Source organism: Micromonospora sp. L31, assembly GCF_052068075.1.
Classification (GTDB): Bacteria; Actinomycetota; Actinomycetes; order Mycobacteriales; family Micromonosporaceae; genus Micromonospora; species Micromonospora purpureochromogenes.
Genome location: NZ_JBQHDC010000005.1, coordinates 12,094 through 36,515 on the forward strand (window position 1 = coordinate 12,094; position 24,422 = coordinate 36,515).

20 protein-coding genes and 1 pseudogene are annotated in these 24,422 nt (G+C 72.9%); 6 read left to right on the forward strand and 15 right to left on the reverse strand.

Translation table 11 applies throughout. The features are described 5' to 3' along the window. Positions 1-138: 138 nt before the first annotated feature. The 3 genes from ACTMS9_RS15370 to ACTMS9_RS15380 form a co-directional block, all read right to left on the reverse strand. A complete protein-coding gene (locus ACTMS9_RS15370) occupies positions 139-1,080 on the reverse strand; it encodes an acyl-ACP desaturase (RefSeq protein WP_088962766.1) in 942 nt (313 codons plus the stop codon). Positions 1,081-1,149: 69 nt separating this feature from the next. Next, positions 1,150-2,478 (reverse strand): histidine--tRNA ligase, encoded by a 1,329-nt coding sequence (gene hisS, locus ACTMS9_RS15375; protein WP_441165271.1) that lies wholly within the window; start codon positions 2,476-2,478, stop codon positions 1,150-1,152. Between the two features lie 52 nt (positions 2,479-2,530). Beyond that, positions 2,531-3,250 (reverse strand): MBL fold metallo-hydrolase, encoded by a 720-nt coding sequence (locus tag ACTMS9_RS15380; protein WP_441165272.1) that lies wholly within the window; start codon positions 3,248-3,250, stop codon positions 2,531-2,533. A 258-nt stretch (positions 3,251-3,508) separates the two neighbouring features. Here ACTMS9_RS15380 and ACTMS9_RS15385 point away from each other — a divergent pair, with 258 nt between their 5' ends. Both ACTMS9_RS15385 and ACTMS9_RS15390 read left to right on the forward strand, forming a co-directional pair. Continuing rightward, complete coding sequence (locus tag ACTMS9_RS15385) at positions 3,509-4,390, forward strand: peptidylprolyl isomerase (protein ID WP_441165273.1); 882 nt, start codon at positions 3,509-3,511, stop codon at positions 4,388-4,390. Positions 4,391-4,450: 60 nt separating this feature from the next. Continuing rightward, positions 4,451-5,293: a peptidylprolyl isomerase gene (locus ACTMS9_RS15390; RefSeq protein WP_441165274.1), complete on the forward strand. Its 843-nt coding sequence runs from the start codon at positions 4,451-4,453 to the stop codon at positions 5,291-5,293. A 58-nt stretch (positions 5,294-5,351) separates the two neighbouring features. Here ACTMS9_RS15390 and ACTMS9_RS15395 read toward each other — a convergent pair whose 3' ends face one another. From ACTMS9_RS15395 to ACTMS9_RS15440, 10 genes and pseudogenes are all read right to left on the reverse strand, one after another. Beyond that, positions 5,352-7,793: a RelA/SpoT family protein gene (locus ACTMS9_RS15395; protein ID WP_441149237.1), complete on the reverse strand. Its 2,442-nt coding sequence runs from the start codon at positions 7,791-7,793 to the stop codon at positions 5,352-5,354. Positions 7,794-7,986: 193 nt separating this feature from the next. Next, the gene (locus ACTMS9_RS15400; RefSeq protein WP_179804286.1) at positions 7,987-8,553 is read right to left on the reverse strand and encodes an adenine phosphoribosyltransferase; all 567 of its coding nucleotides are present in this window, start codon (positions 8,551-8,553) and stop codon (positions 7,987-7,989) included. Between the two features lie 93 nt (positions 8,554-8,646). Beyond that, positions 8,647-9,837: a protein translocase subunit SecF gene (gene secF, locus ACTMS9_RS15405; protein ID WP_441149149.1), complete on the reverse strand. Its 1,191-nt coding sequence runs from the start codon at positions 9,835-9,837 to the stop codon at positions 8,647-8,649. Position 9,838: 1 nt separating this feature from the next. Further along, positions 9,839-11,755 (reverse strand): protein translocase subunit SecD, encoded by a 1,917-nt coding sequence (gene secD / locus ACTMS9_RS15410; RefSeq protein WP_441149148.1) that lies wholly within the window; start codon positions 11,753-11,755, stop codon positions 9,839-9,841. Positions 11,756-11,983: 228 nt separating this feature from the next. Then, positions 11,984-12,331, reverse strand: a complete 348-nt coding sequence (gene yajC / locus ACTMS9_RS15415; protein WP_441149147.1) for a preprotein translocase subunit YajC — start codon at positions 12,329-12,331, stop codon at positions 11,984-11,986. Positions 12,332-12,470: 139 nt separating this feature from the next. Beyond that, positions 12,471-14,339, reverse strand: a complete 1,869-nt coding sequence (ruvB, locus tag ACTMS9_RS15420; protein WP_441165469.1) for a Holliday junction branch migration DNA helicase RuvB — start codon at positions 14,337-14,339, stop codon at positions 12,471-12,473. A 3-nt stretch (positions 14,340-14,342) separates the two neighbouring features. Continuing rightward, positions 14,343-14,543 (reverse strand): annotated as a pseudogene (locus tag ACTMS9_RS15425) (Holliday junction branch migration DNA helicase RuvB); the annotation flags it as partial. Positions 14,544-14,583: 40 nt separating this feature from the next. Further along, positions 14,584-15,186 carry a Holliday junction branch migration protein RuvA gene (ruvA, locus tag ACTMS9_RS15430; protein ID WP_210777247.1) on the reverse strand — a complete coding sequence of 201 codons (603 nt, stop codon included), beginning with the start codon at positions 15,184-15,186 and terminating at the stop codon, positions 14,584-14,586. Continuing rightward, positions 15,183-15,710: a crossover junction endodeoxyribonuclease RuvC gene (ruvC, locus tag ACTMS9_RS15435; protein ID WP_441165275.1), complete on the reverse strand. Its 528-nt coding sequence runs from the start codon at positions 15,708-15,710 to the stop codon at positions 15,183-15,185. Before ruvC ends, ruvA begins: the two co-directional genes overlap by 4 nt. Positions 15,711-15,831: 121 nt before the next feature. Next, positions 15,832-16,203, reverse strand: a complete 372-nt coding sequence (locus tag ACTMS9_RS15440; protein ID WP_441165276.1) for a DUF1905 domain-containing protein — start codon at positions 16,201-16,203, stop codon at positions 15,832-15,834. Between the two features lie 160 nt (positions 16,204-16,363). On the opposite strand from ACTMS9_RS15440, the gene ACTMS9_RS15445 reads away from it, so the two are divergent. From ACTMS9_RS15445 to ACTMS9_RS15455, 3 genes are read left to right on the forward strand one after another with little or no spacing between them, the layout of a single operon-like run. Beyond that, positions 16,364-17,146 carry a 3-hydroxybutyrate dehydrogenase gene (locus ACTMS9_RS15445; RefSeq protein WP_441165277.1) on the forward strand — a complete coding sequence of 261 codons (783 nt, stop codon included), beginning with the start codon at positions 16,364-16,366 and terminating at the stop codon, positions 17,144-17,146. 14 nt (positions 17,147-17,160) lie between these two features. Then, the gene (locus ACTMS9_RS15450) at positions 17,161-19,080 is read left to right on the forward strand and encodes a helix-turn-helix domain-containing protein (protein ID WP_441149143.1); all 1,920 of its coding nucleotides are present in this window, start codon (positions 17,161-17,163) and stop codon (positions 19,078-19,080) included. Between the two features lie 57 nt (positions 19,081-19,137). Beyond that, positions 19,138-20,895: a hypothetical protein gene (locus tag ACTMS9_RS15455; protein WP_441165278.1), complete on the forward strand. Its 1,758-nt coding sequence runs from the start codon at positions 19,138-19,140 to the stop codon at positions 20,893-20,895. A 4-nt stretch (positions 20,896-20,899) separates the two neighbouring features. On the opposite strand, the gene ACTMS9_RS15460 is transcribed toward ACTMS9_RS15455, so the two are convergent. After that, entirely contained in the window at positions 20,900-21,508 is a 609-nt protein-coding gene (locus ACTMS9_RS15460) for a TetR/AcrR family transcriptional regulator (RefSeq protein ID WP_441149141.1), read from the reverse strand. An 11-nt stretch (positions 21,509-21,519) separates the two neighbouring features. Then, the gene (locus ACTMS9_RS15465; protein WP_441149140.1) at positions 21,520-23,088 is read right to left on the reverse strand and encodes an MFS transporter; all 1,569 of its coding nucleotides are present in this window, start codon (positions 23,086-23,088) and stop codon (positions 21,520-21,522) included. A 637-nt stretch (positions 23,089-23,725) separates the two neighbouring features. Here ACTMS9_RS15465 and ACTMS9_RS15470 point away from each other — a divergent pair. After that, positions 23,726-24,322, forward strand: a complete 597-nt coding sequence (locus ACTMS9_RS15470) for a hypothetical protein (RefSeq protein WP_441165279.1) — start codon at positions 23,726-23,728, stop codon at positions 24,320-24,322. Positions 24,323-24,422: the final 100 nt, after the last annotated feature.

The following is a 24,422-nucleotide window of genomic DNA, read 5'->3' on the forward strand; positions in this document are numbered from 1 at the left end:
CCCACCACCCGCGCCGAGCGGGCACTTTCAGAGAAAGCGTGGCTATTTTGCCCGCCATGGCCACGCTTTCTCTGAAAGAGCGGCCACGGCGAGGCGGGTGACGTGGGCGGGGCGGGGGGGCCGGGGGGGCGGGGGGCGTCAGGCGCGGGTGGCGAGGCGGGCCTCGCGGGCGGCGCGCTTCTCCTCGAAGCGGGACGCGGCCCGCTCCAGGTCGTCGAGGTGACCGGCGATCTGGTCGCGGGCGGCCTCGCCGTCGGCGTCCAGGCCGGTGACGTTGAAGACGTCCCACTGGCGCAGCACCGGCTGCACCACGTCGTCGCGGTGCTGGCGCAGGTCGTAGATGCCGGCCAGGGCGATCGCCACCGACTTGCGGGCGAAGCCCTCGATGCCGACGCCGGGCATCTGGAAGTCGGCCACCACGTCGGCGACCGCGCGCATCGCCTGGCTCGGGGCCAGTTCGAAGGCCGCGCCGAGCAGGTTGCGGTAGAAGACCATGTGCAGGTTCTCGTCGGCGGCCACCCGGGCCAGCAACGCCTCGCAGGCCGGGTCGCCGGTGACCCGGCCGGTGTTGCGGTGCGAGATGCGGGTGGCCAGCTCCTGGAACGACACGTACGCCAGCGAGTGCAGCACCTCGTCGCCGTGCACGTTCTCGTAGCCGGCCGACATGTGGGTCATCCGGGCCCGTTCCAGGGCGACCGGGTCCACCGCCCGGGTCACCGTCAGGTAGTCCCGGATCGCGGTGCCGTGCCGACCCTCCTCGGCGGTCCACCGGTGCACCCAGGTGCCCCACGCCCCGTCCCGGCCGAAGAGGCTGGCGATCTCGTGGTGGTACGAGGGCAGGTTGTCCTCGGTCAGCAGGTTGACGATCAGCGCGGTGCGGGCCACGTCGGGAATCGTCGAGTCCGACTCCGACCATGGCTCGCCGCCGAGCGGCCCGTCGAACGTGCGTCCCTCGCTCCACGGGACGTACTCGTGCGGGAACCACTCCTTGGCGATCGACAGGTGGCGGTCGAGGTTCTTCTCCACCACGGCTTCGAGTTCGAGGAGCAGGGCGGTCTGACTCAGCGGGGCGGTGCTCATGCGGATCTCCCTACGGTGGCGTAACTTACGCTACCGTAGGGCCCCGCGAGCCTACGCGCGAGTAGTACCTCAGCTGACCAGCGGTTTGAGGTCCTCCCGGGGCGGCGTCCACTCCCCCGCCGCAGCGGGGATCTGCTCGCCGGACCGGATGTCCTTCACCTCGTCCGACGCCCCCTCCGCGCCCGGGAACCAGACGTACGGGATGCCGCGCCGCTCGGCGTACCGGATCTGCTTGCCGAACTTCGCCGCGCTCGGCGACACCTCGGTCGGCACCCCGCGGGAGCGCAGCGCCTCGGCGACCCGGTTGCTGGCCGGCCGCGCGTCCTCGCTGGTGACCGCGACCAGGACGCAGGTCGGCACGGCCCGGGAGACCGAGAGCGCGTCGGCGCCGAAGAGCAGCCCGAGCAGCCGGGTCACCCCGATCGAGATGCCCACCCCGGGGAACCGGACCGCCCCGGAGCTGGCCAGGTTGTCGTAGCGACCGCCGGAGCAGATCGAACCGAACCGCTCGTAGCCGATCATCTGCGTCTCGTAGACGGTGCCGGTGTAGTAGTCGAGGCCGCGGGCGATGCGCAGGTCGGCCACGCAGAGCCCCGGCGAGTGCGCGGCGGCGGTCTCCACCACCGCGACCAGCTCCTCGATCCCCTCGTCGAGCAGCGGGTCGCTCACCCCGAGGGCGCGCACCGCGTCGGCGAACGAGGCGTCCGGCGCGGAGATCTCGGCCAGCGCCAGGCACGCCTTGGCCTGCGCCTCGCTCGCCCCGGCCGTCTCGGCCAGCAGCTCGGCGACCCGGGCCGGCCCGATCTTGTCGAGCTTGTCGACCGCGCGCAGCGCCGCCTCCGGGTCGGTCAGCCCGACACCCCGGTAGAAGCCCTCGCAGATCTTGCGGTTGTTGACCTGGATGCGCACCGGCGGGATCGGCAGCGAGCGCAGCGCGTCGCCGATGACCAGCGGCATCTCCGCCTCGTGGTGCGCGGGCAGGGTGTCCCGGTCGACGATGTCGATGTCGGCCTGGAGGAACTCGCGGTAGCGGCCCTCCTGCGGGCGCTCGCCCCGCCACACCTTCTGGATCTGGTAGCGGCGGAACGGGAACTGCAGCTTGCCGGCGTTCTCCAGCACGTACCGGGCGAACGGCACGGTCAGGTCGAAGTGCAGGCCGAGCGCGTCGTCGCCGGCCGGGTCGTCGACCACGGCCTGCAACCGGCGCAGCACGTAGACCTCCTTCGAGGTCTCCCCCTTGCGCAGCAACTGGTCCAGCGGCTCGACCGAGCGGGTCTCCAGCGGCGCGAAGCCGTACAGCTCGAAGGTGGCGCGGATCCGGTCGAGCACGAACTGCTCGATCATCCGCTGGCCGGGCGTCCACTCCGGGAAGCCGGAGATGGGCGTGGGCTTGCTCATGGCGTACTCCTTGCGTCCCGCGCGCGGCGGCGCGGGGAGGTCGTGGGCGCGGCTACAGGCCGCGGGCGGGTGCGGCCGGGCGCGCGGCGCCGTCCCCCGCCACCTCGGCGAGGTACGGGTTGGTCGCGCGCTCGCGGCCGATGGTGGTCGCGGGGCCGTGGCCGGGCAGGACGACCGTGTCGTCCGCCAGCGGAAGGACCTTCTCCCGCAGGCTGGTCAGCATCCGGGGCATGCTGCCGCCCGGCAGGTCGGTGCGGCCGATCGAGCCGGCGAAGAGCACGTCACCGGAGAGGCAGATCTGCTCGGCCTCCCAGGGCGAGCCGGCGCCGGGCAGCCGGAACAGCACCGACCCGCCGGTATGGCCGGGCGCGTGGTCGACGGTGATCTCCAACCCGGCCAGCGCCAGCGTCCCGCCGTCGGTTAGCTCGGCCACGTCGTCCGGCTCGGTGTACGGCAGCCGGCCGCCGAAGAGCTGGGCGAGGTCCGCGGAGAGCCCCTTGGCCGGGTCGGCGAGCAGTTCCCGGTCGTCCGGGTGGACGTACGCGGGGATGCCACGCGCGCCGCAGACCGGCGCCACCGAGAAGGTGTGGTCGAGGTGGCCGTGGGTGAGCAGCACCGCGGCCGGGTGCAGACGGTGTTCGGCGAGCACGGCGTCGAGCCGGTCGAGCACCCCGATGCCGGGGTCGACCACCACGCACTGCTCCCCCGGAGCGGTCGCCACCACGTAGCAGTTGGTGCCGAAGGCGTCCGCGGGAAAGCCGGCCACGAGCACGTCCGCTCCCCTTCCGTCGGTACGTCGTTCCCTCCGCAGCCTAGCCGCCACGGCGAACCGATATCCGTGACCCACCCGTCCCGCACACCCCGCCCGGCACAGTGACGCACTCCGATAAACCCAGCCCCGACCTCGTACACCACTTTCCCAGCGGCTACCCGTACACTCTGGCGGGCGTGTGGCGTGGCGCACCTGCTTCACGGGGACGCGAGCGGCCCGACCGCCGGTGACGACCAGGGCAGAGGAAGGGGAGCACGAGTGGCTTCCAGCAGGGACCGGCAGCGCAAGCTGGCACGGGAGAAGCTCGACCGGCAGCTGGCCCGGCGGGCCGCCGCGACCCGACGGCGCCGGCAGATCCAGGCCGGCGTGGGCGTCGCGGTCGTGCTGGCGCTGATCGTGGTCGGCTCCGCCTGGGCGCTGGGCGCCTTCGACCGCGACCCGAAGCAGCAGGCCGCCCAGGACGTCTGCCTCTGGACGCCGCAGGACGCCGCCGCGAACACCAACCTCAAGGACGTCGGCACCCCGGCCACCAGCGGCCTGCCCACCTCGGGCAGCCGGCCGATGACGATCAACACCAACCAGGGCGGCCCGATCACGGCCGAGCTCGACCTCGCCGGCGCGCCGTGCGCCGCGGCGAGCATCGCCCACCTGGCGACCCGGTCGTTCTACGACAACACCACGTGCCACGAGATCACCACCGAGGGGGCGCTGCGCTGCGGCGACCCCAGCGGCACCGGCCTGGGCGGCCCGACGTACTCGTTCTACGACGAGAACGTCCCCACCGTGCCCGAGGCGAGCCCGTCGGCCAGCCCGGCCCCCGGCGAGCCGCCGGCGTACCCGAAGGGCACGATCGCCATGATCGGGAACCCGCCGGGCAACAACGGCAGCCAGTTCCTCGTCTTCTTCAAGGACTTCAACCCGGCCAAGCCGACCTACCCGGTCATCGGCCGGGTCACCGGCGGGCTCGACGTGATCGAGAAGATCGGCGCCCTGCCGACCGTGGACAATGGGACCGGGGCCAAGGTCAAGCCGAAGACCGACGTGCTGCTCCAGAAGCTCACGGTCGGCGAGCCGAGCACGGCGGCGGCCCCGACGAGCCCGGCTTCCGGCGCCCCGTCGGCCAGCCCCAGCGCCGGCTGAGCCGGACCACACCACCCGTACGCGGCGGCGACCGCGCCACATAGTCCAGGAGGAGTGACCGTGACGTCCACGAGAGAGCGGCAGCGCGCGGCGGCGCGGGCCCGGCTCGAGCGGGAGATGGCCGAGCGCGCGGCCAGGGCCCGCAAGCGCCGGCAGACGCAGGCGATCGTCGGGGCCGCTGCGGTCCTGCTGCTCGTGGTCGCCGGCAGCGTCTGGCTGGCGACGACCCTCGGCGGTGACGACGACACGAAGCAGGACACCGCGGGCGGCACCCCGGGCTACGCCCAGTGCGCGTACACCGAAGCGCCGAAGGAGGGCCGGACCCCGCAGATCAAGGACGTCGGACTGCCGCCGGCCCAGCAGAAGAACACCGGCACCCAGACGATGACGATCGACACCAACCTGGGCCCGATCACCGCCAAGATCGACCGTGCGGCGGTGCCCTGCACCGCGGGCAGCTTCACCCACCTGGCCAGCAAGGGCTTCTTCGACAACAGCAAGTGCCACCGGCTGGTCACCGAGGGCATCAAGGTGCTCCAGTGCGGCGACCCGAGCGCGACCGGCAAGGGCTGGCGGGAGACCGACGGCACCGGCGGCCCGGCGTACAACCTGGCCGAGGAGAACCTGCCGACCGACAAGCGCCCCGCCTACCCGGACGGCGTCATCGCGATGGCCAACTCGGGCCAGCCGGGCAGCACCGGCAGCCAGTTCTTCATCGTCTACGGCGACTCGCAGCTCGACCCGAACTACACGGTGCTCGGCACCGTCACCGGCGGCATGGACCTGGTCAAGCAGGTCGCGGCGGCCGGCGACGACAAGGCCTTCGCCCAGCAGGCCGGCGGCGGCCACCCCAAGAAGGAGGTCGTCATCACCAAGCTGGCGATGAGCGACATCCAGGGCTGACCCACCCGTACGACGAAGCGCCCGCCGGCCGAGCCGGCGGGCGCTTGTCGTTGCTGCCTCAGGCCCCCGAGGTGACCCGGTACGCGTCGAAGACGCCGTCGACCTTGCGCACCGCGGCCAGCAGGTGGCCCAGGTGCTTCGGGTCGGCCATCTCGAAGCTGAACCGGCTCACCGCCACCCGGTCGCGGGTGGTGGTGACGGTGGCGGAGAGGATGTTGACCCGCTCGTCGGAGAGCACCCGGGTGACGTCGGCGAGCAGCTTGTGCCGGTCCAGCGCCTCGACCTGGATGGCGACCAGGAACGTCGAGGCGGAGGTGAGCTTCCAGCTGACCTCGACCACCCGCTCGCTCTGCGCCCGCAGGTCCTCGGCGTTGGCGCAGTCGTCGCGGTGCACGCTCACCCCGCCGGAGCGGGTGACGAAGCCGAAGACCGCGTCCGGCGGCACCGGGGTGCAGCAGCGGGCCAGCTTGATCCAGACGTCGCTGACGCCCCGGACCACGACGCCCGGGTCCGCGCTGCTCTGCCGGCTGCGCGGCGGCCGGGTGGCGACGGCGGTCTCGGCGATGTCCTCCGCCGCGCCCTCCTCGCCCCCGTAGGTGGCCATCAGCTTCTGCACCACCGACTGGGCGGAGACCTGGCTGTCGCCGACCGCCGCGTAGAGCGAGGCGACGTCGGCCAGGTGCAGGTCCCGGGCGATCGCCATCAGCGCGTCCGAGGTGAGCATCCGCTGCAACGGCATGCCCTGCTTGCGCATCGCCTTGACGATCGCGTCCTTGCCGGCCTCGATCGCCTCCTCGCGCCGCTCCTTGTTGAAGTACTGGCGGATCTTGGTGCGGGCCCGGGGGCTCTTGACGAAGCCCAGCCAGTCCTGCGTCGGGCCGGCCGTATCGGACTTCGAGGTGAAGATCTCGATCACGTCGCCGTTGGACAGCGTCGACTCCAGCGGCACCAGCTTGCCGTTGACCCGCGCCCCGATGCACTTGTGCCCGACCTCGGTGTGCACCGCGTACGCGAAGTCCACCGGCGTCGAGCCGGTCGGCAGCGGGATGACGTCACCCTTCGGGGTGAAGACGTACACCTCCTGGCTGGACAGGTCGAAGCGCAGGGCGTCGAGGAACTCGCTCGGGTCCGCCGCCTCCCGCTGCCAGTCCAGCAGCTGGCGCAGCCAGGTCATCTCGTCGATGTGCGCCGGCGGGCCGACGATCTGGGTGCCCTTGTGCTCCTTGTACTTCCAGTGCGCGGCGATGCCGAACTCGGCGGTGCGGTGCATCGCGTAGGTGCGGATCTGCATCTCCACCGGCTTGCCGGTGGGCCCGATGACCGTCGTGTGCAACGACTGGTACATGTTGAACTTGGGCATGGCGATGTAGTCCTTGAACCGGCCCGGCACCGGCTGCCAGTTGGCGTGGATGACCCCCAGCGCCGCGTAGCAGTCCCGCACCGTGTCGACCAGGATCCGCACACCCACCAGGTCGTAGATGTCGTTGAAGTCGCGACCCCGCACGATCATCTTCTGGTAGATCGAGTAGAGGTGCTTCGGCCGGCCGGTGGTCTCCGCCTTGATCTTGGCGGCCTTCAGGTCGGTCTGCACCTTCTGGGTCACCTGGCGCAGCAGCGCCTCGCGCTGCGGCTGGTGCTCCCCGATCAGGCGGTTGATCTCCTCGTACCGCTTCGGGAACAGCGTGCCGAAGGCGAGGTCCTCCAGCTCCCACTTGATCGTGTTCATACCGAGGCGGTGCGCCAGCGGGGCGAGGATCTCCAGCGTCTCCTTGGCCTTCTGCTCCTGCTTCGGGCGGGGCAGGAAGGTCAGGGTGCGCATGTTGTGCAGCCGGTCGGCCAGCTTGATCACCAGGACCCGCGGGTCCTTGGCCATCGCCACGACCATCTTGCGGATGGTCTCCGCCTTGGCCGCGTCGCCGAGCTTGACCTTGTCGAGCTTGGTCACCCCGTCGACCAGCAGGGTGACCTCCGGGCCGAAGTCCGCGCGCATCTGGTCGAGGGTGTACTCGGTGTCCTCGATCGTGTCGTGCAGCAGCGCGGCGACCAGGGTGGTGGTGTCCATGCCCAGGTTGCCCAGGATGGTGGCCACGGCCAGCGGGTGGGTGATGTACGGGTCGCCGGACTTGCGGTACTGACCGGAGTGCCAGCGGGCAGCGGTGTCGAAGGCGCGCTGCAGCAGCCGCGCGTCGGCCTTGGGATGGTTCTCCCGGTGGGTGGAGATCAGCGGCTCCAGCACCTCGCTGACCTGCGAACTCTGCCAGGGCGCGTTGAACCGGGCCAGCCGGGCCCGCACCCGACGGCCGGTCGGCGCGTTGGAGAGGGCGAAACCTCCGGTCGGCGAAGCTTCGCCGACGGTCGGCAGCGGCGCCACGGGCGCGCCGGCGTCGACGGCCTCGGCAACGGCGCCGTCGACGGCACCCGTCACACGGGCCGGCGGGTTGCTCTTCCGGTCGGTCACCGAGCCGTCAGCGTCGCCTGTCGGGTGCACCGTGCCCTCCACCGGAGGGACGACATCGTGGGACACCGGCCTCCTCACCGCTCGCCGGAAAACACCGACCGTGGCTCCGGCCGGTCTGGTCCTTCGCCGCCGGACGGGGAACCGCCCGGTCAGCAAAGGGCAATGCTACCCGCACGGTGGGTGCGGTGCCGCTCCGCCGGACGGTCCGCACCGCGTCCGTCCGACCGCATGGGGGTCAAACGGTCAGCAGGGCATGGACCGGGCGCCCGGCGAGCTTCTTGCGGCCCTCCAGGAAGCCCAGCTCCAGCAGAACGGTGAAACCGGCCACCGTGCCGCCGGCCCGCTCGACCAGGTCGAGGGTGGCCTCGGCGGTGCCACCGGTGGCCAGCACGTCGTCGACCACCAGCACCCGGTGCCCGGCGGTGAAGGCGTCCTGGTGCACCTCCAGGGTCGCCTCGCCGTACTCCAGCGCGTACGAGGCGGCGTACGCGGCACGGGGCAGCTTGCCGGCCTTGCGCACCGGCACCACGCCCACCCCGGTGGCGTACGCGATGGCGGCGGCGATCACGAAGCCGCGGGCCTCGATGCCGACCACGATGTCGAACGAGTCACGCCCGTGGTACTCGACGATCCCGTCGATCACCTCGCGGAACACCGCACCGTCGGCGAAGAGCGGCATCAGGTCCTTGAACATGACGCCGGGCTTGGGGAAGTCCGGCACGTCCAGCACCCGGCTGGCCACCAGCCGGGCGACCTGCGGGCCGCTGTCCCCCCGTACCCCGGTGCTGTGGGTCTCCGTCACGGTGCTCCCTCCAACGACGACGGCGTCCTCCATGCCGCTCGCACAGCATGAAGGACGCCGTCGGGTCGATTCCTACCGGGTGTCCCCGCCCGGTCAGCGCCGCTTGGCGCCACCCGGCCGGTTGCCGCCGCCCCCGCTGGGACGGCCGCCCCGGGCGCCGGTCGGGCGCTTGCCGGCGGGACGGGCGCCCACCTTCGGCGCCGTGCCGGCCAGGGCCGCCGCGTCGGAGTCGATCGACTCGTCGGCGCCCTCGGCCGCGCGGGGCGCGCCCTTCGGGGCCAGCTCGCCCCGGGCGATCGCACCCCGCCGGGCCAGCACCCGCTTGTTGTGCGCCTGGATCCGCGGGTCGTAGTTCTTCAGCAGCACCAGCAGCGGGGTGGCCAGCAGGATCGAGGTCAGGAACGCCACCGCCATACCGACGAAGAGCACCAGGCCGAGGTCCTTCAGGGTGCCCGCGCCGAGCAGACCGGCACCGATGAAGAGCAGGCCACCGACGGGGAGCAGGGCGACCACCGAGGTGTTCAGCGACCGCATCAGGCTCTGGTTGAGCGCCAGGTTGGCCGCCTCGCCGTACGTCTGGTTGTTGTTCGCGGTGATGCCGCGGGTGTTCTCCTGCACCTTGTCGAAGACCACCACCACGTCGTAGAGCGCGAAGCCCAGGATCGTGAGGAAGCCGATGATGGTCGACGGGGTGACCTCGAAGCCGACCAGCGAGTAGATGCCGGCGGTGAGGAAGAGATTCATGAACAGCGAGACGATCGCGGCGACCGCCATCCGCCACTCGAAGCGCAGGATCAGGTAGATCGCCACCACCGCGACGAAGATGATCAGACCGAGCAGGGCGCGCGAGGTGACCTGCTCGCCCCACGCCTCGCTGACCTGGTTGCCGCTGATCTGGTCGGCGTTGATCCCGAACTCCCGGGCCATCTCGGCCTTGACCTCGGTGGCCTGCTGCGGGGTGAGCTGCGAGGTACGCAGCTCGTAGTACTCGCCGCTGGTGCTGCCGACCTTCTGCGCGGTCACCACCTCGGCGTCGCCGCCCTCGGCCGCGAGCGCGGCGCCGACCTTCTCCTCGGCCTGCTCCAGCGTGCCGACGCTGGCCGGCACCTGGAACGAGTTGCCGCCGGCGAACTCGATGCCGAGGCTGAACCCGCGCACCGCGAAGCTGAGCACCGCGATCAGCACCAGCGCACCGGCCACGGCGAACCACAGCTTGCGCCGGCCGACGATGTCGAGCCCGGCCTCACCGCGGTAGAGCCGGCTCGCGAGACCACTCTTAGCCATCTCAGGCCTCCTTGACGCGCGGGGTGCGGGGCGAGTCCTGCTCGGCCGACCGGGCCGGCAGGGCCCGGCCGAGACCGCTGACCCGCGGGGACAGGAACGCCCGGGTACGGGCGAACATCGTCATGATCGGGTGCCGGAAGAGGAAGACCACGATCAGGTCCAGCACCGTCGCCAGGCCGAGGGCGAAGGCGAAGCCCTTCACCGTGCCGACCGAGACGACGTAGAGCACCACGGCGGACATCAGCGTGATCGCGTTCGCCGAGATGATCGTCCGGCGGGCCCGGATCCAGGCCCGCGGCACCGCGCTGCGCGGGCTGCGCCCCTCCCGGATCTCGTCCTTGAGCCGCTCGAAGTAGATGACGAAGGAGTCCGCCGCCACACCGAGGGAGACGATCATGCCGGCGATGCCGGCGAGGGTGAGGGTGAAGCCGATCTGCCGGCCGAGCACCACCAGCGCGCCGAAGACCAGCGCCGCCGAGAGCACCAGGCTCAGGAAGATCACCGAGCCGAGCAGCCGGTAGTAGAAGAACGAGTAGACGATGACCAGCAGCATGCCGATACCCGCGGCGAGCAGGCCCGCGCGCAGGTGGCTGTCGCCCAGGGTGGCGGTGACGTTCTGCTGCTCCTGCGGCTCGAAGGTCACCGGCAGCGCGCCGTAACGGAGCTGGCTGGCCAGCTTGTTGGCCTCGGTGCTGGTGAAGTTGCCGGTGATCTGCGAGTCACCGGTCAGCACGCCCTGGATCTCGGGCGAGGAGACGATCTCGTTGTCCAGCACGACCGCCACCCGGCACTTGCCGTCCTGGCCGAGCGCGGTCTGGTCGCAGGCGCCACCGGTGTTGTTGAACGCCTCGCGGGTCAGCTCGGTCCACTTGTCCTGGCCGCCGCCGGTGAAGTTCAGGCTGACCACCCAGGCGCTGGCCTCGTCGAGCACGGCGTTGGCGTCGTCGACGTCGGTGCCGACCACCTTCGCCACGTCGAGCAGGTACTTGGCCGCGCCGTCCTCACAGGCGACCGCCTGCTGCTTCTCGTCCGTGATCGACGCGGCCGGCCGCTTGTCCAGCTGGGCGCAGGTGATGGTCGGGACGTTGAACTGCATCTGCGGCGTCAGCACCGCGATCTCCCGCGGGGAGAGCGCGCCGAACGGCTTGAGCTTCTCCGCCAGGGACGGGTCGGCGGTGAGGTCGGCCGGGGCCTGCAGGGCGCTCGCGGCGGCCCAGGCCGCCGGTCCCACCTTCTTCTCGACGGCGTTGCGCTGCTCCTGGATGCTCTGCGGCACCGGGGCGGCGCTGGCGCTCGGCGAGGCAGCCGGGGCGCTCGGCGAGGCCGGGGCGGAGGGGGTGGCGCTGGCGCTCGGCGCGGGGGCGCCGCCGCCCTGGCCACCGGCGGTCGGCGAGGAGGTGACCTTCGGCGACGCACTGCCCGACGGCGCCGGCGACGCGCTGCCCGAGGGCGCCGGCGAGGCGGTGCCGGAGGGGGCGGGGGTCGGGGCCGCCGTCGGGGCGGTGGCCGCGCCGCTGCCGTCCGCGGCCTTGAGCACCTTGCGGAAGCGCAGCTCCGCCGCGGTGCCGACGTCGGTCAGCTCGCGGTTCTGACCGGGCAGGGAGATGACAATGTTCCGGTTGCCCTCGGTGACCACCTCGGCCTCGGCCACGCCGTAGGCGTTGACCCGGCTCTCGATGATCTGCCGCGCCTCTTCGAGGTTCTCGGAGGTCGGGGGCTTGCCGTCGATGCTGTTGGTGGCCTCGAGCGTCAGCCGGGTGCCGCCGATCAGGTCCAGGCCGAGCCGGGGCTCCAGCCGGTCCTGCCAGCCGCCCTTGGCGCCGCCCGAGAAGAACACCAAAAGATAGAGGACGACGAAGATGAACCCGAGTACGGCAAGCTGCCGCCCGGGGCGCATCTGTCCCTGAGGTGGTGCCACGGCTGTCCTGTCTCCCTGTAACGGTCGCGCCGCCGGTGCGGGCGGCGAACGTCGGGCCGGGGGTCCGGGCCGACGTGCTCTGCAGGGTCGGCACCCGGCGATCGGCACGACGTACCGCCACCGACGCGGGGGCGTCGGTCGGGGGCGCGTGCCGGCGTCGGGCGTCGACCCACCTGTTCAGTTGTCACGGTCCACCCGCCGCTCCGTCAGGAGGGCGGGCGGGACGTTTCACTCCTTGACGGCGTCCGCCGCTTCCTCGGTGACCGGCTCGGTCGACTCGACGCGCTCGGCCTGATTGACCACCCGGGCGATGGCCGGCCGGGCGTAGCGGGTCTGGACGCCGGGGGCGACCTCGAGGAGCACGGTGTCGTCGCTGACACCGGTGACCGTGCCGTAGAGCCCGCCGATGGTGACGACCTCGTCACCCGGGGCCAGCGCGGACTGCATGGCCTCGGCTTCGCGCCGCCGCTTCTGCTGCGGGCGGATCATCATGAAGTACATGACGCCGAAGAGCAGGGCGATCATGAGGATCGGCGTGAGACCGCCGGCTCCCCCGCCCGCTGCTGCGTAAACCACGGTGTGTGACCTTCCCATTGGCCTCCCGACCGGCACGAGGGGTGCCGGAGCGGAGGCGGATTCTCACGTCCTGTACAGACCGCGGCGAGTCTAATCCCTGCACCTGAGAACGCCGAATGCGGTACAGATCACGTTCACATCACGGCTGATCCGGTGCGGCGGAGAACAGATCGGGCACGGAAGGGGCCTCAGCACCAAATGTACCATTTGGCGGCGTACGGCCCAGATGGTGCCAGGCCGCCTCGGTAGCCACCCGCCCGCGGGGCGTCCGGGCGAGCAGACCGGCCCGGACCAGGAACGGCTCACAGACCTCCTCGACCGTGTCCGGCTGCTCCCCCACCGCCACCGCAAGGGTGGAGAGCCCGACCGGGCCGCCCCGGAACGAATCCACCAGCGCGGTCAGCACCGCCCGGTCCAGCCGGTCCAGGCCGAGGGCGTCCACGTCGTACACGGTCAGGGCGGCCCGGGCGGTCTCCAGGTTGACCACGCCCTCGGCCCGGACCTCGGCGAAGTCCCGCACCCGGCGCAGCAGCCGGTTGGCGATCCGGGGGGTGCCCCGGGAGCGGCCGGCGATCTCGGTCGCCCCGTCGTCGGTGATCGGCACGCCGAGAATCCGCGCCGAACGGTGCAGCAGCGCCTCCAGGTCGGCCGGAGCGTAGAAGTCCAGGTGCGCGACGAAGCCGAACCGGTCCCGCATCGGCCCGGTCAGCAGACCCGAGCGGGTGGTCGCGCCGACCAGGGTGAACGGCTCGACGTCCAGCGGGATCGCGGTGGCGCCGGGCCCCTTGCCCACCACCACGTCGACCCGGAAGTCCTCCATCGCGCTGTAGAGCAGCTCCTCCGCCGGCTTGGCGATCCGGTGGATCTCGTCGATGAAGAGCACGTCGCCCTCGGCGAGGCTGGTCAGGATGGCCGCCAGGTCGCCGGACCGCTCGATGGCCGGGCCGCTGGTCACCCGGATGCCGGCGCCCAGCTCGGCGGCGACGATATTGGCGAGTGTCGTGTTGTGCACGACGAAGTCGTTCACCGTGAAGGTGTGGTCGCCGTCGACCGTCAGACACCGGCACTCGTGCAGGCCCGCCTGCTCGACCGAGACCACCCGGTCGGCCGCCAGCCGCTCTTCGAAGCGGTCGCGACGTGGCGCCCACTCGGCGAGCCGCATGCCCCGCTCGCCGATCACCGTGACCCGCTGCACGAACCGCGCCACGTCGTCCTGGCTGGTGATGCTGAGTCGCCACGACTCGTGGGGCCGGCCCTGATAGCGGCCACGCTTGAGCTTGAGCCGGGACTGGATGCCCAACCGCAGCAGGAGATGCTGCACGTCCGCGAGCAGCCCCCGCGAGACGCTGTAGTACTCGACAACGAGGTCGTAACGGTCGCGCCCGCGCCGGCTGACCGTGCCGTCGCAGGCGAAGTACGCGCCCAGGAAAGCCCCGACCTGCCAGCTGTCACCGCGGAAGACGAAGTCGGGCACGCGCTTCTGCCAGGCGTTCTTGTCGAGGAGCCCGTGCTCGGCCAGCCACGGTCGGAGTCCGGAGATCCTGATGAGCGAACTCCGGGCGCTGTTGGGCCTCGTGACGTGGCTGTATCCGAGCCGGTCACACGTCGACCGGAAGTCGGCGAGCACGTCCTCGTCGCCACCGGTGAAGGTCACCTGGTTGGTCGTGCACCCGTCCCCGACGAGGTAACCGGCGAGTTTGAACTCGTCGACGTCCTCGGTGCCGTCTGCGACGAGCTCCGGACACAGGACGTTGGCGACGTAGTCCCGCTCCGTCAGGTCCCCCGCCTTGACCCACCCGTCCGGCGTCCAGAACGGGTGGTCCGGTGCGGCGACCACCTCGCGCCCGGTGGCCGTCCGGATCCGGACCGAATCCAGCTCGCCCTGCTCGTGGACCGCGGTCACCACCGCGCCTTCCCCGGTGCGGGTGATGACGCGGTCCCCCACGGCGATGTCCCCCAGCCGCCGCCGCGAACCGTCCTCGAGCAGTACCAGGGCGTCGACCGACACGGGCTTCCCGAGGCCAGGCGGCCCCGACAGGAGGATGTGGTCCGGCGGGGAGCCGCGCCGCATCGCGCCCTGCAGCAGCAGGTCGAGCTGGTCGCGGACCCGGTGCTGGGCGATGAACTCCGCGAGCCGCTTCGGCCGGACGCTGGCCTCCGCGTCCAGTTCGGCGTCGTTGACGTACGCCGAGACCAGGCCGTCGCCGGTCACCGGGCCACCTCCGGTCGCTGGGCCGGCGCGGTGGGCGCGCTCATCGGGTGCGGCCCAGCAGTCGGATCGCCTGCTTCAGCAGGACCGGCACCGGCGGGGTGTCCCCGTCGACGCTCTCCGCCACCGCCGCCACCGCCTGGTCGGCCTGCCCCGCCGTCCAGCCCAGCCCGACCAGCGCCTGGCGGACCTGCTCGGGCCAGGCCCCGCCGGTGACCCCGGCCGCGCCGTCGGCGCCGACCGGCACCGGGCCGATCCGGTCGCGCAGCTCCAGGACCAGGCGTTCGGCACCCTTCTTGCCGATGCCCGGCACCCGGGTCAGCGCGGCGGTGTCGGCGTTGGCGATGGCCTTGCGGACCGCGTCCGGGGTGTGCACGGCGAGCACCGCCTGGGCCAGCCGCGGACCCACCCCGCTGGCCGTCTGGAGCAGCTCGAACAGCTGCTTGGCGTCGTCGTCGGGGAAGCCGTAGAGGGTGAGCGAGTCCTCCCGGACGACCAGGCTGGTGGCGAGTCGGGCCGGCTGGCCGACCCGCAGGTCGGCGAGCGTGCCCGGGGCGCACTGCACCGCCAGGCCGATCCCGCCCACCTCCACCACCGCGTGGTCCGGACCGGTCGCGGTCACCGTGCCGCGCACGCTGGCGATCATCGCGCTCCTCCTCGTCGTGCCCGGTCGGCGGCGGCGGCCAGCTTCGACCGGGTGCCGCCGCGCCACACGTGACAGATGGCCAGGGCCAGGGCGTCGGCCGCGTCGGCCGGTTTCGGCGGCTCGGGCAGCCGCAGCAGCCGAGTGACCATCGTGGTCATCTGCCGCTTGTCGGCCTGACCGGAACCGGTCACGGCCGCCTTCACCTCGCTCGGGGTGTACGTCTGCACCGGCAGTCCGGCGCGCGCCCCGGCGAGCACGGCGATCCCGCTGGCCTGGGCGGTGCCCATCACGGTGCGGACGTTGTGCTGGCTGAAGACCCGTTCGACGGCGACGGCGTCCGGCCGGTGCTCGGCGACCAGGTCGGTCAGCGACCGGTCCAGGTGCAGCAGGCGCAGCGCCAGTTCGTCGGCCGGGTCGGTGTGGACGACGTAGTAGGCGACCAGGCTGCAGGGCCGTCCCGGCACGCCCTCGACCACGCCGACTCCGCACCGGGTCAGCCCCGGGTCGACGCCGAGCACGCGCACGCCGCCTCCTCCCCCAGCCGCCAGCAGTACGTGTGTTCGACACCCTACTGGTCGGCCCGGCCCGGCATCCCGGGGGACACGCCGGCCGTACCGGCGCGTCGCGGTGGCCCGGACCACGCCGCTACGTCCGGGCGTGGTCGACCTCGACGGCGACGGTGACGACGTCCCCGTCGTCCTTGCCGGCGCGGATCCGCGCCGGCACGGCCAGCAGCCAGCCGGCCGCCCGGTCCCGCCAGACGCTGGTCGACCAGGTGCGGCCGTCCACGGTGGCGGTCACCGGCACCCGGCCGAACGGGCCGGCGGCGTCCGGCGCGTGGGCGTCGGGCACCGGGGCGAAGACCCACCCGCCCGCGCCCGGCCAACGGATCAGCGTCGCCCGGAAGGCCGGCCGGCCGGTCGGGCCCTCGTCGGGGCCGCCCGGTCGCACGTGCCCCGCCATCTCCACCTCCCGTCCGCCGAGCCGGCCGAGGGGTGGCCGGCGCGATGCTGTCACCCGCAGGCGAGGGTGCCACCCACCGCCGACAGTTCCGCTACGCGACGGGGCCGGGTCGCCCGTTCCCGGGCCGGTGCCGGCGCGCCCACACAGACCGACGGTCGAGTATGTGTCGCCGCCCCATGTGCCGCCGGCCACACAGCTCGTAACTTCTTGCGCCATGACGGCAGAACCCGTGGCGGTCCCCCACGTCGTACACGTCGACCTTTCCGGTCGTAGCGCCCTGGTGACCGGTGGTGGCAGTGGCATCGGGCGGGCCTGCGCGCTGCGCCTGGCGGAGGCCGGCGCGAAGGTGCTGGTGGTGGACCGCAACCTCGAGGCGGCCAAGGTGGTGGCCGCCGAGGCCGGCGCCCGCGCCGAGGGGGTCGACCTGTCGGACCTGGCGGCGGTGGACCGGCTCGACGCCGACGTCGACATCGTGGTCAACAACGCCGGGCTCCAGCACGTCGCGCCCGTGCAGGACTTCCCCACCGAACGCTTCTCCCACCTGCACCGGGTGATGGTGGAGGCGCCGTTCCAGATCATCCGGCGGGCGCTGCCGCACATGTACGCCCGGGGCTGGGGCCGGATCATCAACATCTCCTCGGTGCACGGGCTGCGCGCCTCGCCGTACAAGGCGGCGTACGTGTCGGCCAAGCACGCCCTGGAGGGGCTGTCGAAGGTCGTGGCCCTGGAGGGCGCGGCGCACGGCGTGACAGCCAACTGCATCAACCCGGCGTACGTCCGTACCCCGCTGGTGGAGAGCCAGATCGCCGACCAGGCGGCCAGCCACGGCATCGGCGAGGACGAGGTGATCGAGAAGATCATGCTGGCCCGGGCCGCGATCAAGCGGCTGATCGAGCCGGATGAGGTCGCCGAGCTGCTGGCGTACCTCTGCTCGCCGCCGGCGGCCTTCATCACCGGCGCCTCCATCGCCCTCGACGGGGGCTGGACGGCGAACTAGTGGCACCGCGCACAATGAGCGTCATGTCGTCGCCGGTCGAGTTCCTGGAGCTGCTCGCCCGGGAGGCGGCTGCGGTCGAGTTCGAGGGCCCGCTGGTCGCCGCCCGGGCCGCCGGGCTGCCCGCCGACCGGCTGGCCGAACTCGAACAGGCCAAGACGGTGGCGCTGCGCGTCCGCGCGCTGCTGGAACGCCGCCGCCGCCGGGAGACCGAACTCTCCGGCCTGTACGACACCGTCAGCGACCTGGCCGGGCTGCGCGACCTGGACGACGTGCTGCGGGCCATCGTGCACCGGGCCCGGCACCTGCTCGGCGCCGACGTCGCCTACATGACCCTCAACGACGACGAGCGCGGCGACACCTACATGCGGGTCACCGACGGCTCGGTCTCGGCCCGGTTCCAGCGGCTGCGGCTCCCGATGGGCGCCGGCCTCGGCGGCCTGGTGGCCCAGTCCGGCGCCCCCTACGTCACGGCGAACTATCCGGAGGACGACCGCTTCCACCACACCGGCGAGATCGACGCCGGGGTGGGCGAGGAGGGGCTGGTGGCCATCCTCGGGGTGCCGCTGCGGCTCGGCTCGACCTCGATCGGCGTGCTCTACGCCGCGAACCGCTCGGCCCGCCCGTTCGTCCGCGAGGAGGTGGCCCTGCTGGTGTCGCTGGCCGCGCACGCCGCGGTGGCGATCGACACCGCGCGGCTGCTCGCCGAGACCCGCTCGGCGCTGGAGGAACTGTCCGCGGCCAACACCACCATCCGGGCGCACAGCAGCTCGGTGGAGCGGGCCGCCGCCGCCCACGACCGGATGACCGCGCTGGTGCTCCGCGGCGGTGGGGTGGAGGACGTCGCGGCGGCGGTCACCGAGGTGCTGGGCGGCGCGCTGCTGGCGCTGGACGCCGAGGGACGGCTGCTGGCCCGGGTCGGCGAGATCGAGGAGCCGGACCGGGCGGACATGGTCGAGGCGGTGGCCGCGTCGCGTACCGAGGGGCGCAGCGTGCGCCGGGGCCCGCTCTGGTACGCCGCCGTGGTCGCCGGCGCGGAGAACCTGGGCGCGCTGGTGCTGCGCCCGGACGACGACCTGGTCGACGCCGACCAGCGCATCCTGGAGCGGGCCGCGCTGGTGACCGCGCTGCTGCTGCTGTTCCGGCGTACGGTCGCCGAGGCCGAGGGGCGGGTGCGCGGCGAGCTGCTCGACGACCTGATCGCCCGGCCGCTGCGGGACACCGACGCGCTGCGCAGCCGGGCCCGTCGGCTCGGGATCGACCTGGACGCCCCGCACGTGCTGGTGGCGGTCGGCGACGACGCGATCGCCGCGACCGGCTCGGCCCGGTTGCGGGTGCTCTCCTGGGCCACCACGTACGCCTCGACCCGCGGTGGCCTGGCGGCGGCCCGCGACGGGCGGGTGGTGCTGATGCTGCCCGGCCGGGACGCCGGTGGCAGCGCCCGGTCGGTGGCCCGGGACCTGTCCCGGGTGACCGGCCGCCCGGTGACCGCCGGGGCGAGCGGCCCGGCGTGCGGGCCGACTGCGCTGGCCGCCACGTTCACCGAGGCGGACCGCTGCCTCACCGCGCTGGGCGCGCTGGGCCGGGCCGGCGAGGGGGCGAGCACCGCCGAACTGGGCTTCGTCGGGCTGCTCCTCGGCACGGTCGGCGACCAGGGCGAGCGGGACGTCGCCCGGTTCCTGACCGCCACGGTGGGGCCGGTGCTGGACTACGACGCGCGGCGCGGCACCGCGCTGGTGCGCACGCTGGAGGCGTACTTCGGGGTGGGCGGCAGCCTGGCCCGCGCGGCCGAGCAGCTGCACGTGCACGTCAACACGGTGACGCAGCGCCTGGAGCGGGTCGGGCAGCTGCTGGGCGCGGACTGGCAGAAGCCGGAGCGGGCGCTGGAGGTGCAGTTGGCGCTGCGCCTGCACCGGCTGCGCACGCCCGCGAGCTGATCCGGGGCGGGGCCCGACGGGGCGGCGCGGCGGATGATCATGGGGCATGATCGCGTCGTGACCGACCCCGACCAGGAGCCGTTCCGGCGGCTCGCCACGGCCGCCGACCGGGTGTGCCGGTTGGCCGACCACCCGGACGTGCAGGACGAGTACAACCGCAGCGACGAGTACGCGGCGTTCCGGGCGGCCCTGGCGGAGCTCGCCGCGGTGCTGCGCGCGGTGGACCCGGTTTCCCTGCCGTCCTCGCGGCGGGCCCCGACGGTCGCCGACGTGGCGGCCACGGTGCTCGACCTGCCCGGTCTACCCGGTCTTGAGGAGGTGGCCGACCGGCTCACCGACGCGCAGGTCGAGCGCGCCCTCATCGCCGCCCTGGCCCTGCCCGACCGGGATCGGCAGGCGGACCTGCTGGTCGCCGTCGCCGCCCGGCTCGACGCCGGTCAGGCGGAGCGGGCGCTGGCGGCGGTGCCCCACCTGGACCGGGCGTCGCGGCAGGCCTGCACGGTGACCGCGCTGCTGCCCCGGCTGCCGGACGAGCGGCGGCCCCGGGCGGCCGCGTTCGCGTTGGCCGCCGCGCGCCGGGCACACCCGTCGCTGATCCTGCCCACCGTCGGCGACCTGGCGCCCTGGCTGGACGCCACCGGGCGGGCCGAGCTCTACGCGATCGCCGCCGCCGAGCAAGGTCCGGGGTGGCACCTGCACCTGCTGGCCGCGCACCAGCTGCCCGCGCGGCGGGCCGCGGTGCTGGCCACCGCGCTCGGGGACGAGCACGAGCCCAGCCTGGCCCGGTCGCTGGCCGGGCTGGCGCCCCACCTGGACGACGAGCAGCTCGCGACGGCCGTGGCGGCCGCGCGGGGCGTCGGTGACCCGACGTGGCGGGCCACGGCGCTGACCGGGCTGGCCACGGCACTGGCGGGTGAGCGGCGCCGCGCCGCTGTCGACGCCGCGCTCGACGCCGGGGCCCAGGGCGGCCGGCTCGACTGGCCGGCGGTGCTGCCGCTGCTCACGCCGGACCAGATGGACGCGGCGCTGGCGGCGGTGGCGTCGTCGCCCTACCCGGACGGAGCCGCCGCCGCCCTCGGCGGGCTGCTCCCGCTGCTGTCGCCGGCCCGGTTGCCCGCCGCCGTCGCGGCGGCCCACGCGATCCGGGACGACCGGACCCGCGCCGTCGCGCTGGCCGAACTGGTGCCGGCGCTGCCGGCGGAACTGCGCGCGACGGCGGTGGCCGCGGCGGTCGACGCGCTGGTGGCGAGCCCGGTGTACGGCTGGTTCAACCCGCTCGGAGCGCTGGGCCCGCACGCCACCCCGGCGCAGCTGGCCCGGCTGTGGGCGGCGGCGCTGGCCGGGGAGGACGACTACCCGCAGGGCGCCCTCGCCGCCCTCGCCCCGTACGTCGACGCGGAGCGGCGCGAGCAGGCGCTACGCCTCGCGCTGGGCTATGAGCCCGCGCACCGGGCCGAGGCGCTGGGCGGACTGGTCCCGCACCTGGACGAGGCGCAGCGGCGGCGGGCGTACCGGGCGGTGTCGGAGATCGGGGACCCGTCCACCCGGGCGGTCGGGCTGGCCGGGCTGGCCGCGTACCTCTCCGCCGCCGACGCCGCCGAGGCGACCGAGGCGGCGCTCACCACGGCCGCCGGCCTGCGCGACCCCGTGGCCCGGACCCGGCTGCTGACCGACCTGGCCCGGCGGCTCGACGGGCCAGCCCGGGACACGGCGCTGGCCTGGGCGTTCGCCGCCGCCCGAACGATCGGGGCGGAGCAGCGGGGGCCGCGCTTCCCGGCCCTCACCGACCTGGTCCCGCTGCTCGCCGACGGCTGAGCGGTCAGCGGGCCCGGATGCCCTCCAGCACCGTGTCGACGACCTTCTGGGGCAGGATCAGGTCGTCCAGTTCGGGATGCCAGCGCAGCATCCGCTGGATCAGCATCGGCCCGGTGAGCAGCGCCATCGTCACCTCGACGTCGAGGTCGGCGCGGAGCTCGCCGGTGCGGATCCCGCGCCGCAGCACCTCGCGCATCAGCTGCCGGCGCGGCTCGATGATGTTCTGGTAGAGCTGGAAGTGGTCCGGGCTGCGGTTCACCTCGGGCACCAGACAGGGCATGATCTTCGCGGCGCGCGGGTCGATGTTGTGCCCGACCGCGCCGACAATCAGCACCAGGTCGTCGCGGACGGAGTGCCCGACCGGCTGCGGCAGGACCCCCTTGAGCCGGCGCAGCGCGTCGAGCAGCAGCGCGTCCTTGCCCGGCCAGCGCCGGTAGATGGTGGCCTTGCCGACCCCGGCGCGGCTGGCGATCGCCTCGATCGACAGCGCCTCGATGGTGCTGCCCTCGGCGAGCAGATCGAGGGTGGCCTCGATGATGGCCTCGTCCGCGCGGACGCTCCGCGGTCGCCCGGGCGACCGCGGAGCATCAGCGGTGGAAGTCATGTCGGACATTATCCCCGAACCTATGCCGTTCCGGCCAACTCCGGTTCGCCCACCACTTGCGCGGCGGCGGGCGCTCCCGCGGCCCGGCCCGGCATCCACCGCAGCACGATGAGGATGCCGAGGGCGGCCACCACCGCGGACAGCGCCGCCGCCCAGTGCATGGCCGCGACGAACGAGTCGTTGGCCGCCGCGATCAGCTTCGGCGCCGCCGGCCCGAGCTGTCCCGCCGCCGCGTACGCACCGGAGATGGACTCGTTGGCCGCCTCGCGGGCCGGGGCGGGAAGCCCGTCGACCGCCGAGGCGATGTCCTCCCGGTAGACCGCGGAGAGCACCGAGCCGAGCACGGCCACGCCCAGCGCCCCGGCGACCTGCCGCACCGTGTTGCTGACCGCCGAGCCCACGCCCGCCTTCTCCCGGGGCAGCGCCGACATGATCGACTCGGTGGCCGGCGGCATGATGTTGGCCATCCCGGCGCCCTGGAGGAAGAAGAACACCAGCACCACCCAGATCGGCGTGCTCGCGTCGATGAAGGCGAACGCGCCGAGCGCCAGCACGGTCAGCACCAGCCCGACCACCGCGACCGCCTTGCCGCCGTACTGGCGGACCATGGCGGCGCTGCGCGGCGCGAAGATCAGCTGGGCGCCGGCGAAGGGCAGGAAGAGCAGGCCGGTCTGCAGCGGGCTGTAGCCACGGACCAGCTGGAGGTAGAACGAGCTGAAGAACATGACGCCCATCGCGGCGAAGAAGATCAGGCCGACGATGGCCACCGGCGCGGCGAAGCGCGGCACCCGGAACAGCCGGACGTCCAGCGACGGGTGCTCACTGCGCCGCTCGTGGGCGACGAACCAGACCAGCACCGCCAGGCCGCCGACGATGGACGCCCAGACCACCGGCCGGTCGAAGCCGTGCTCGCCGCCGTCGATGATGCCGTAGGTCAGCGCGACCAGACCCACCACCGACAGCAGCACGCCGAGCAGGTCCACCCGGCCCGGCCGGGGGTCGCGGGACTCCGGCACCAGCAGCGCCACCAGGACCACGCCGGCCGCCACCACCGGCACGTTGATCAGGAAGACCGAGCCCCACCAGTAGTGCTCCAGCAGGGCGCCGCCCAGGATCGGGCCGATCGCCACGGCGAGGCCGACCGCGCCGGCCCAGATGCCGATCGCCCGGCCCCGCTCACGCGGGTCGAAGACGTTGGAGATGATCGACAGGGTCACCGGCATGATCGCCGCGCCGCCGACGCCCATCAGGGCGCGGGCCGCGATCAGCTGGCCGGGATCCTGCGCGTACGCCGACAGCAGCGAGGCCAGGCCGAACAGCACCAGCCCGATCAGCAGGAAGCGGCGGCGGCCGAAGCGGTCACCGAGCACGCCGAACGTGAACAGAAGCCCGGCGAAGACCAGCGTGTAGGAGTTGATCGACCACTCCAGCTCGCCCTGGCTGGCGCCGAGGCCGTGCACCGGGTCGGCGAGGGTGCGCAGTGCGACGTTGAGGATGGTGTTGTCGAGGACGACGACGAGCAGGCTGATCACCAGCACCCCGAGGATCCCCCACCGCCTCGGATGTCCGGTGTTCTCGTGCGGTTCCATGTGTCCGGTTCTCCCCCCGGCGTGCCCGTACCGTGAATTACGATACGAGTCAGACTCGTAACGAGCCTGAGCGTACGGGCCCGAGTTTCGATACGGAACCGGATCGTTTCGCATGTGTCCGGCGTCACCCTCCCTGCGTCATGTCGAAGGCCGGCCGGGGCCTCGCGCTTCCGGGCACGGTTTGCGGCGTGTCGGGCTGTCCCGCGCCCCCGTCACCGCGACACGCCGCAAACCGCGCGGCGAGACGTGGTTGCAGGCACGCAGCGCGGGATGTCCGGTTCGGGGCCTACTCGGTGCGCCCGGGATGTCCGTTCTGAGCCGGCAAGTGACGGGCCGTCCCGTGACCGGGGGCACCCCGGCGGTGGAATGCTGGCCGGGCCGGTGTCGTTACATCACCTGGACGATCGCAGCAGCACCCGCTGGCGTGGCCCGATACATGGGGCCGCCCGGGATGCGGGGCCCCCGGAATGATGGTGGGCGGCCGGTCGTTACACCTGGACCCGGCGCCGTGAGCCCCCGCTCGCGAAGCCTGCCGGGCGAAGACTTCCCCTTGATCTTTTGAGCGCCTTGTCGTGGTGCTTGCGCCCGCTCGACCCCCGTCGGGTCTGGGTGCCAACCCCCGAATGGAGCCACTCTGATGAACACGACCATTCTGCGGAAGAGCGTTCTGGGTATCGCTGGTCTGGCTTTCGCCGGTGGCGTCTTCGCCGGCCCGGTCACCGAGGCCCACGCCACCCCGGCCGCTGAGGCGAAGTCGGTTGCCGTGGTGCAGGCCGACAAGCCGGGTGTGGACAAGGGCAAGCTGATCCCGCACGGTGTGCAGGGCAAGCAGTCGCGCATCGACCTGGACAGCGAGCAGACGGCGAACGTGAAGGCGATCATCGCGGCGACGAAGAAGTCGGGTATGGACGAGCGGGCCGCCGTGGTGGCGATCGGCACCGCGCTGCAGGAGTCGAAGTTGGAGAACCTGGGTCACCTGGGTGACCGTAACGACCACGACTCGCAGGGCCTGTTCCAGCAGCGCCCGTCCAGCGGTTGGGGCACGGTCGAGCAGATCACCGACCCCGAGTACTCGACGATGGCGTTCCTGAAGGGTCTGAAGCAGGTCGACGGCTGGAAGGACATGCCGCTGACCAAGGCCGCGCAGACCGTGCAGGTCTCGGCCTACCCGGACCACTACGCCCAGTGGGAGAAGCAGGCCGCCGACCTCGTCGCCAAGCACTGGAACAACTGACCCCACCTGAACGATCAACGCTGGCCGGCACCCCGAGCGGGGTGCCGGCCAGCGGCATGTCTAGGGCAGCCCGCCGGCCCGCAGGCGGCGACGGCGGCGG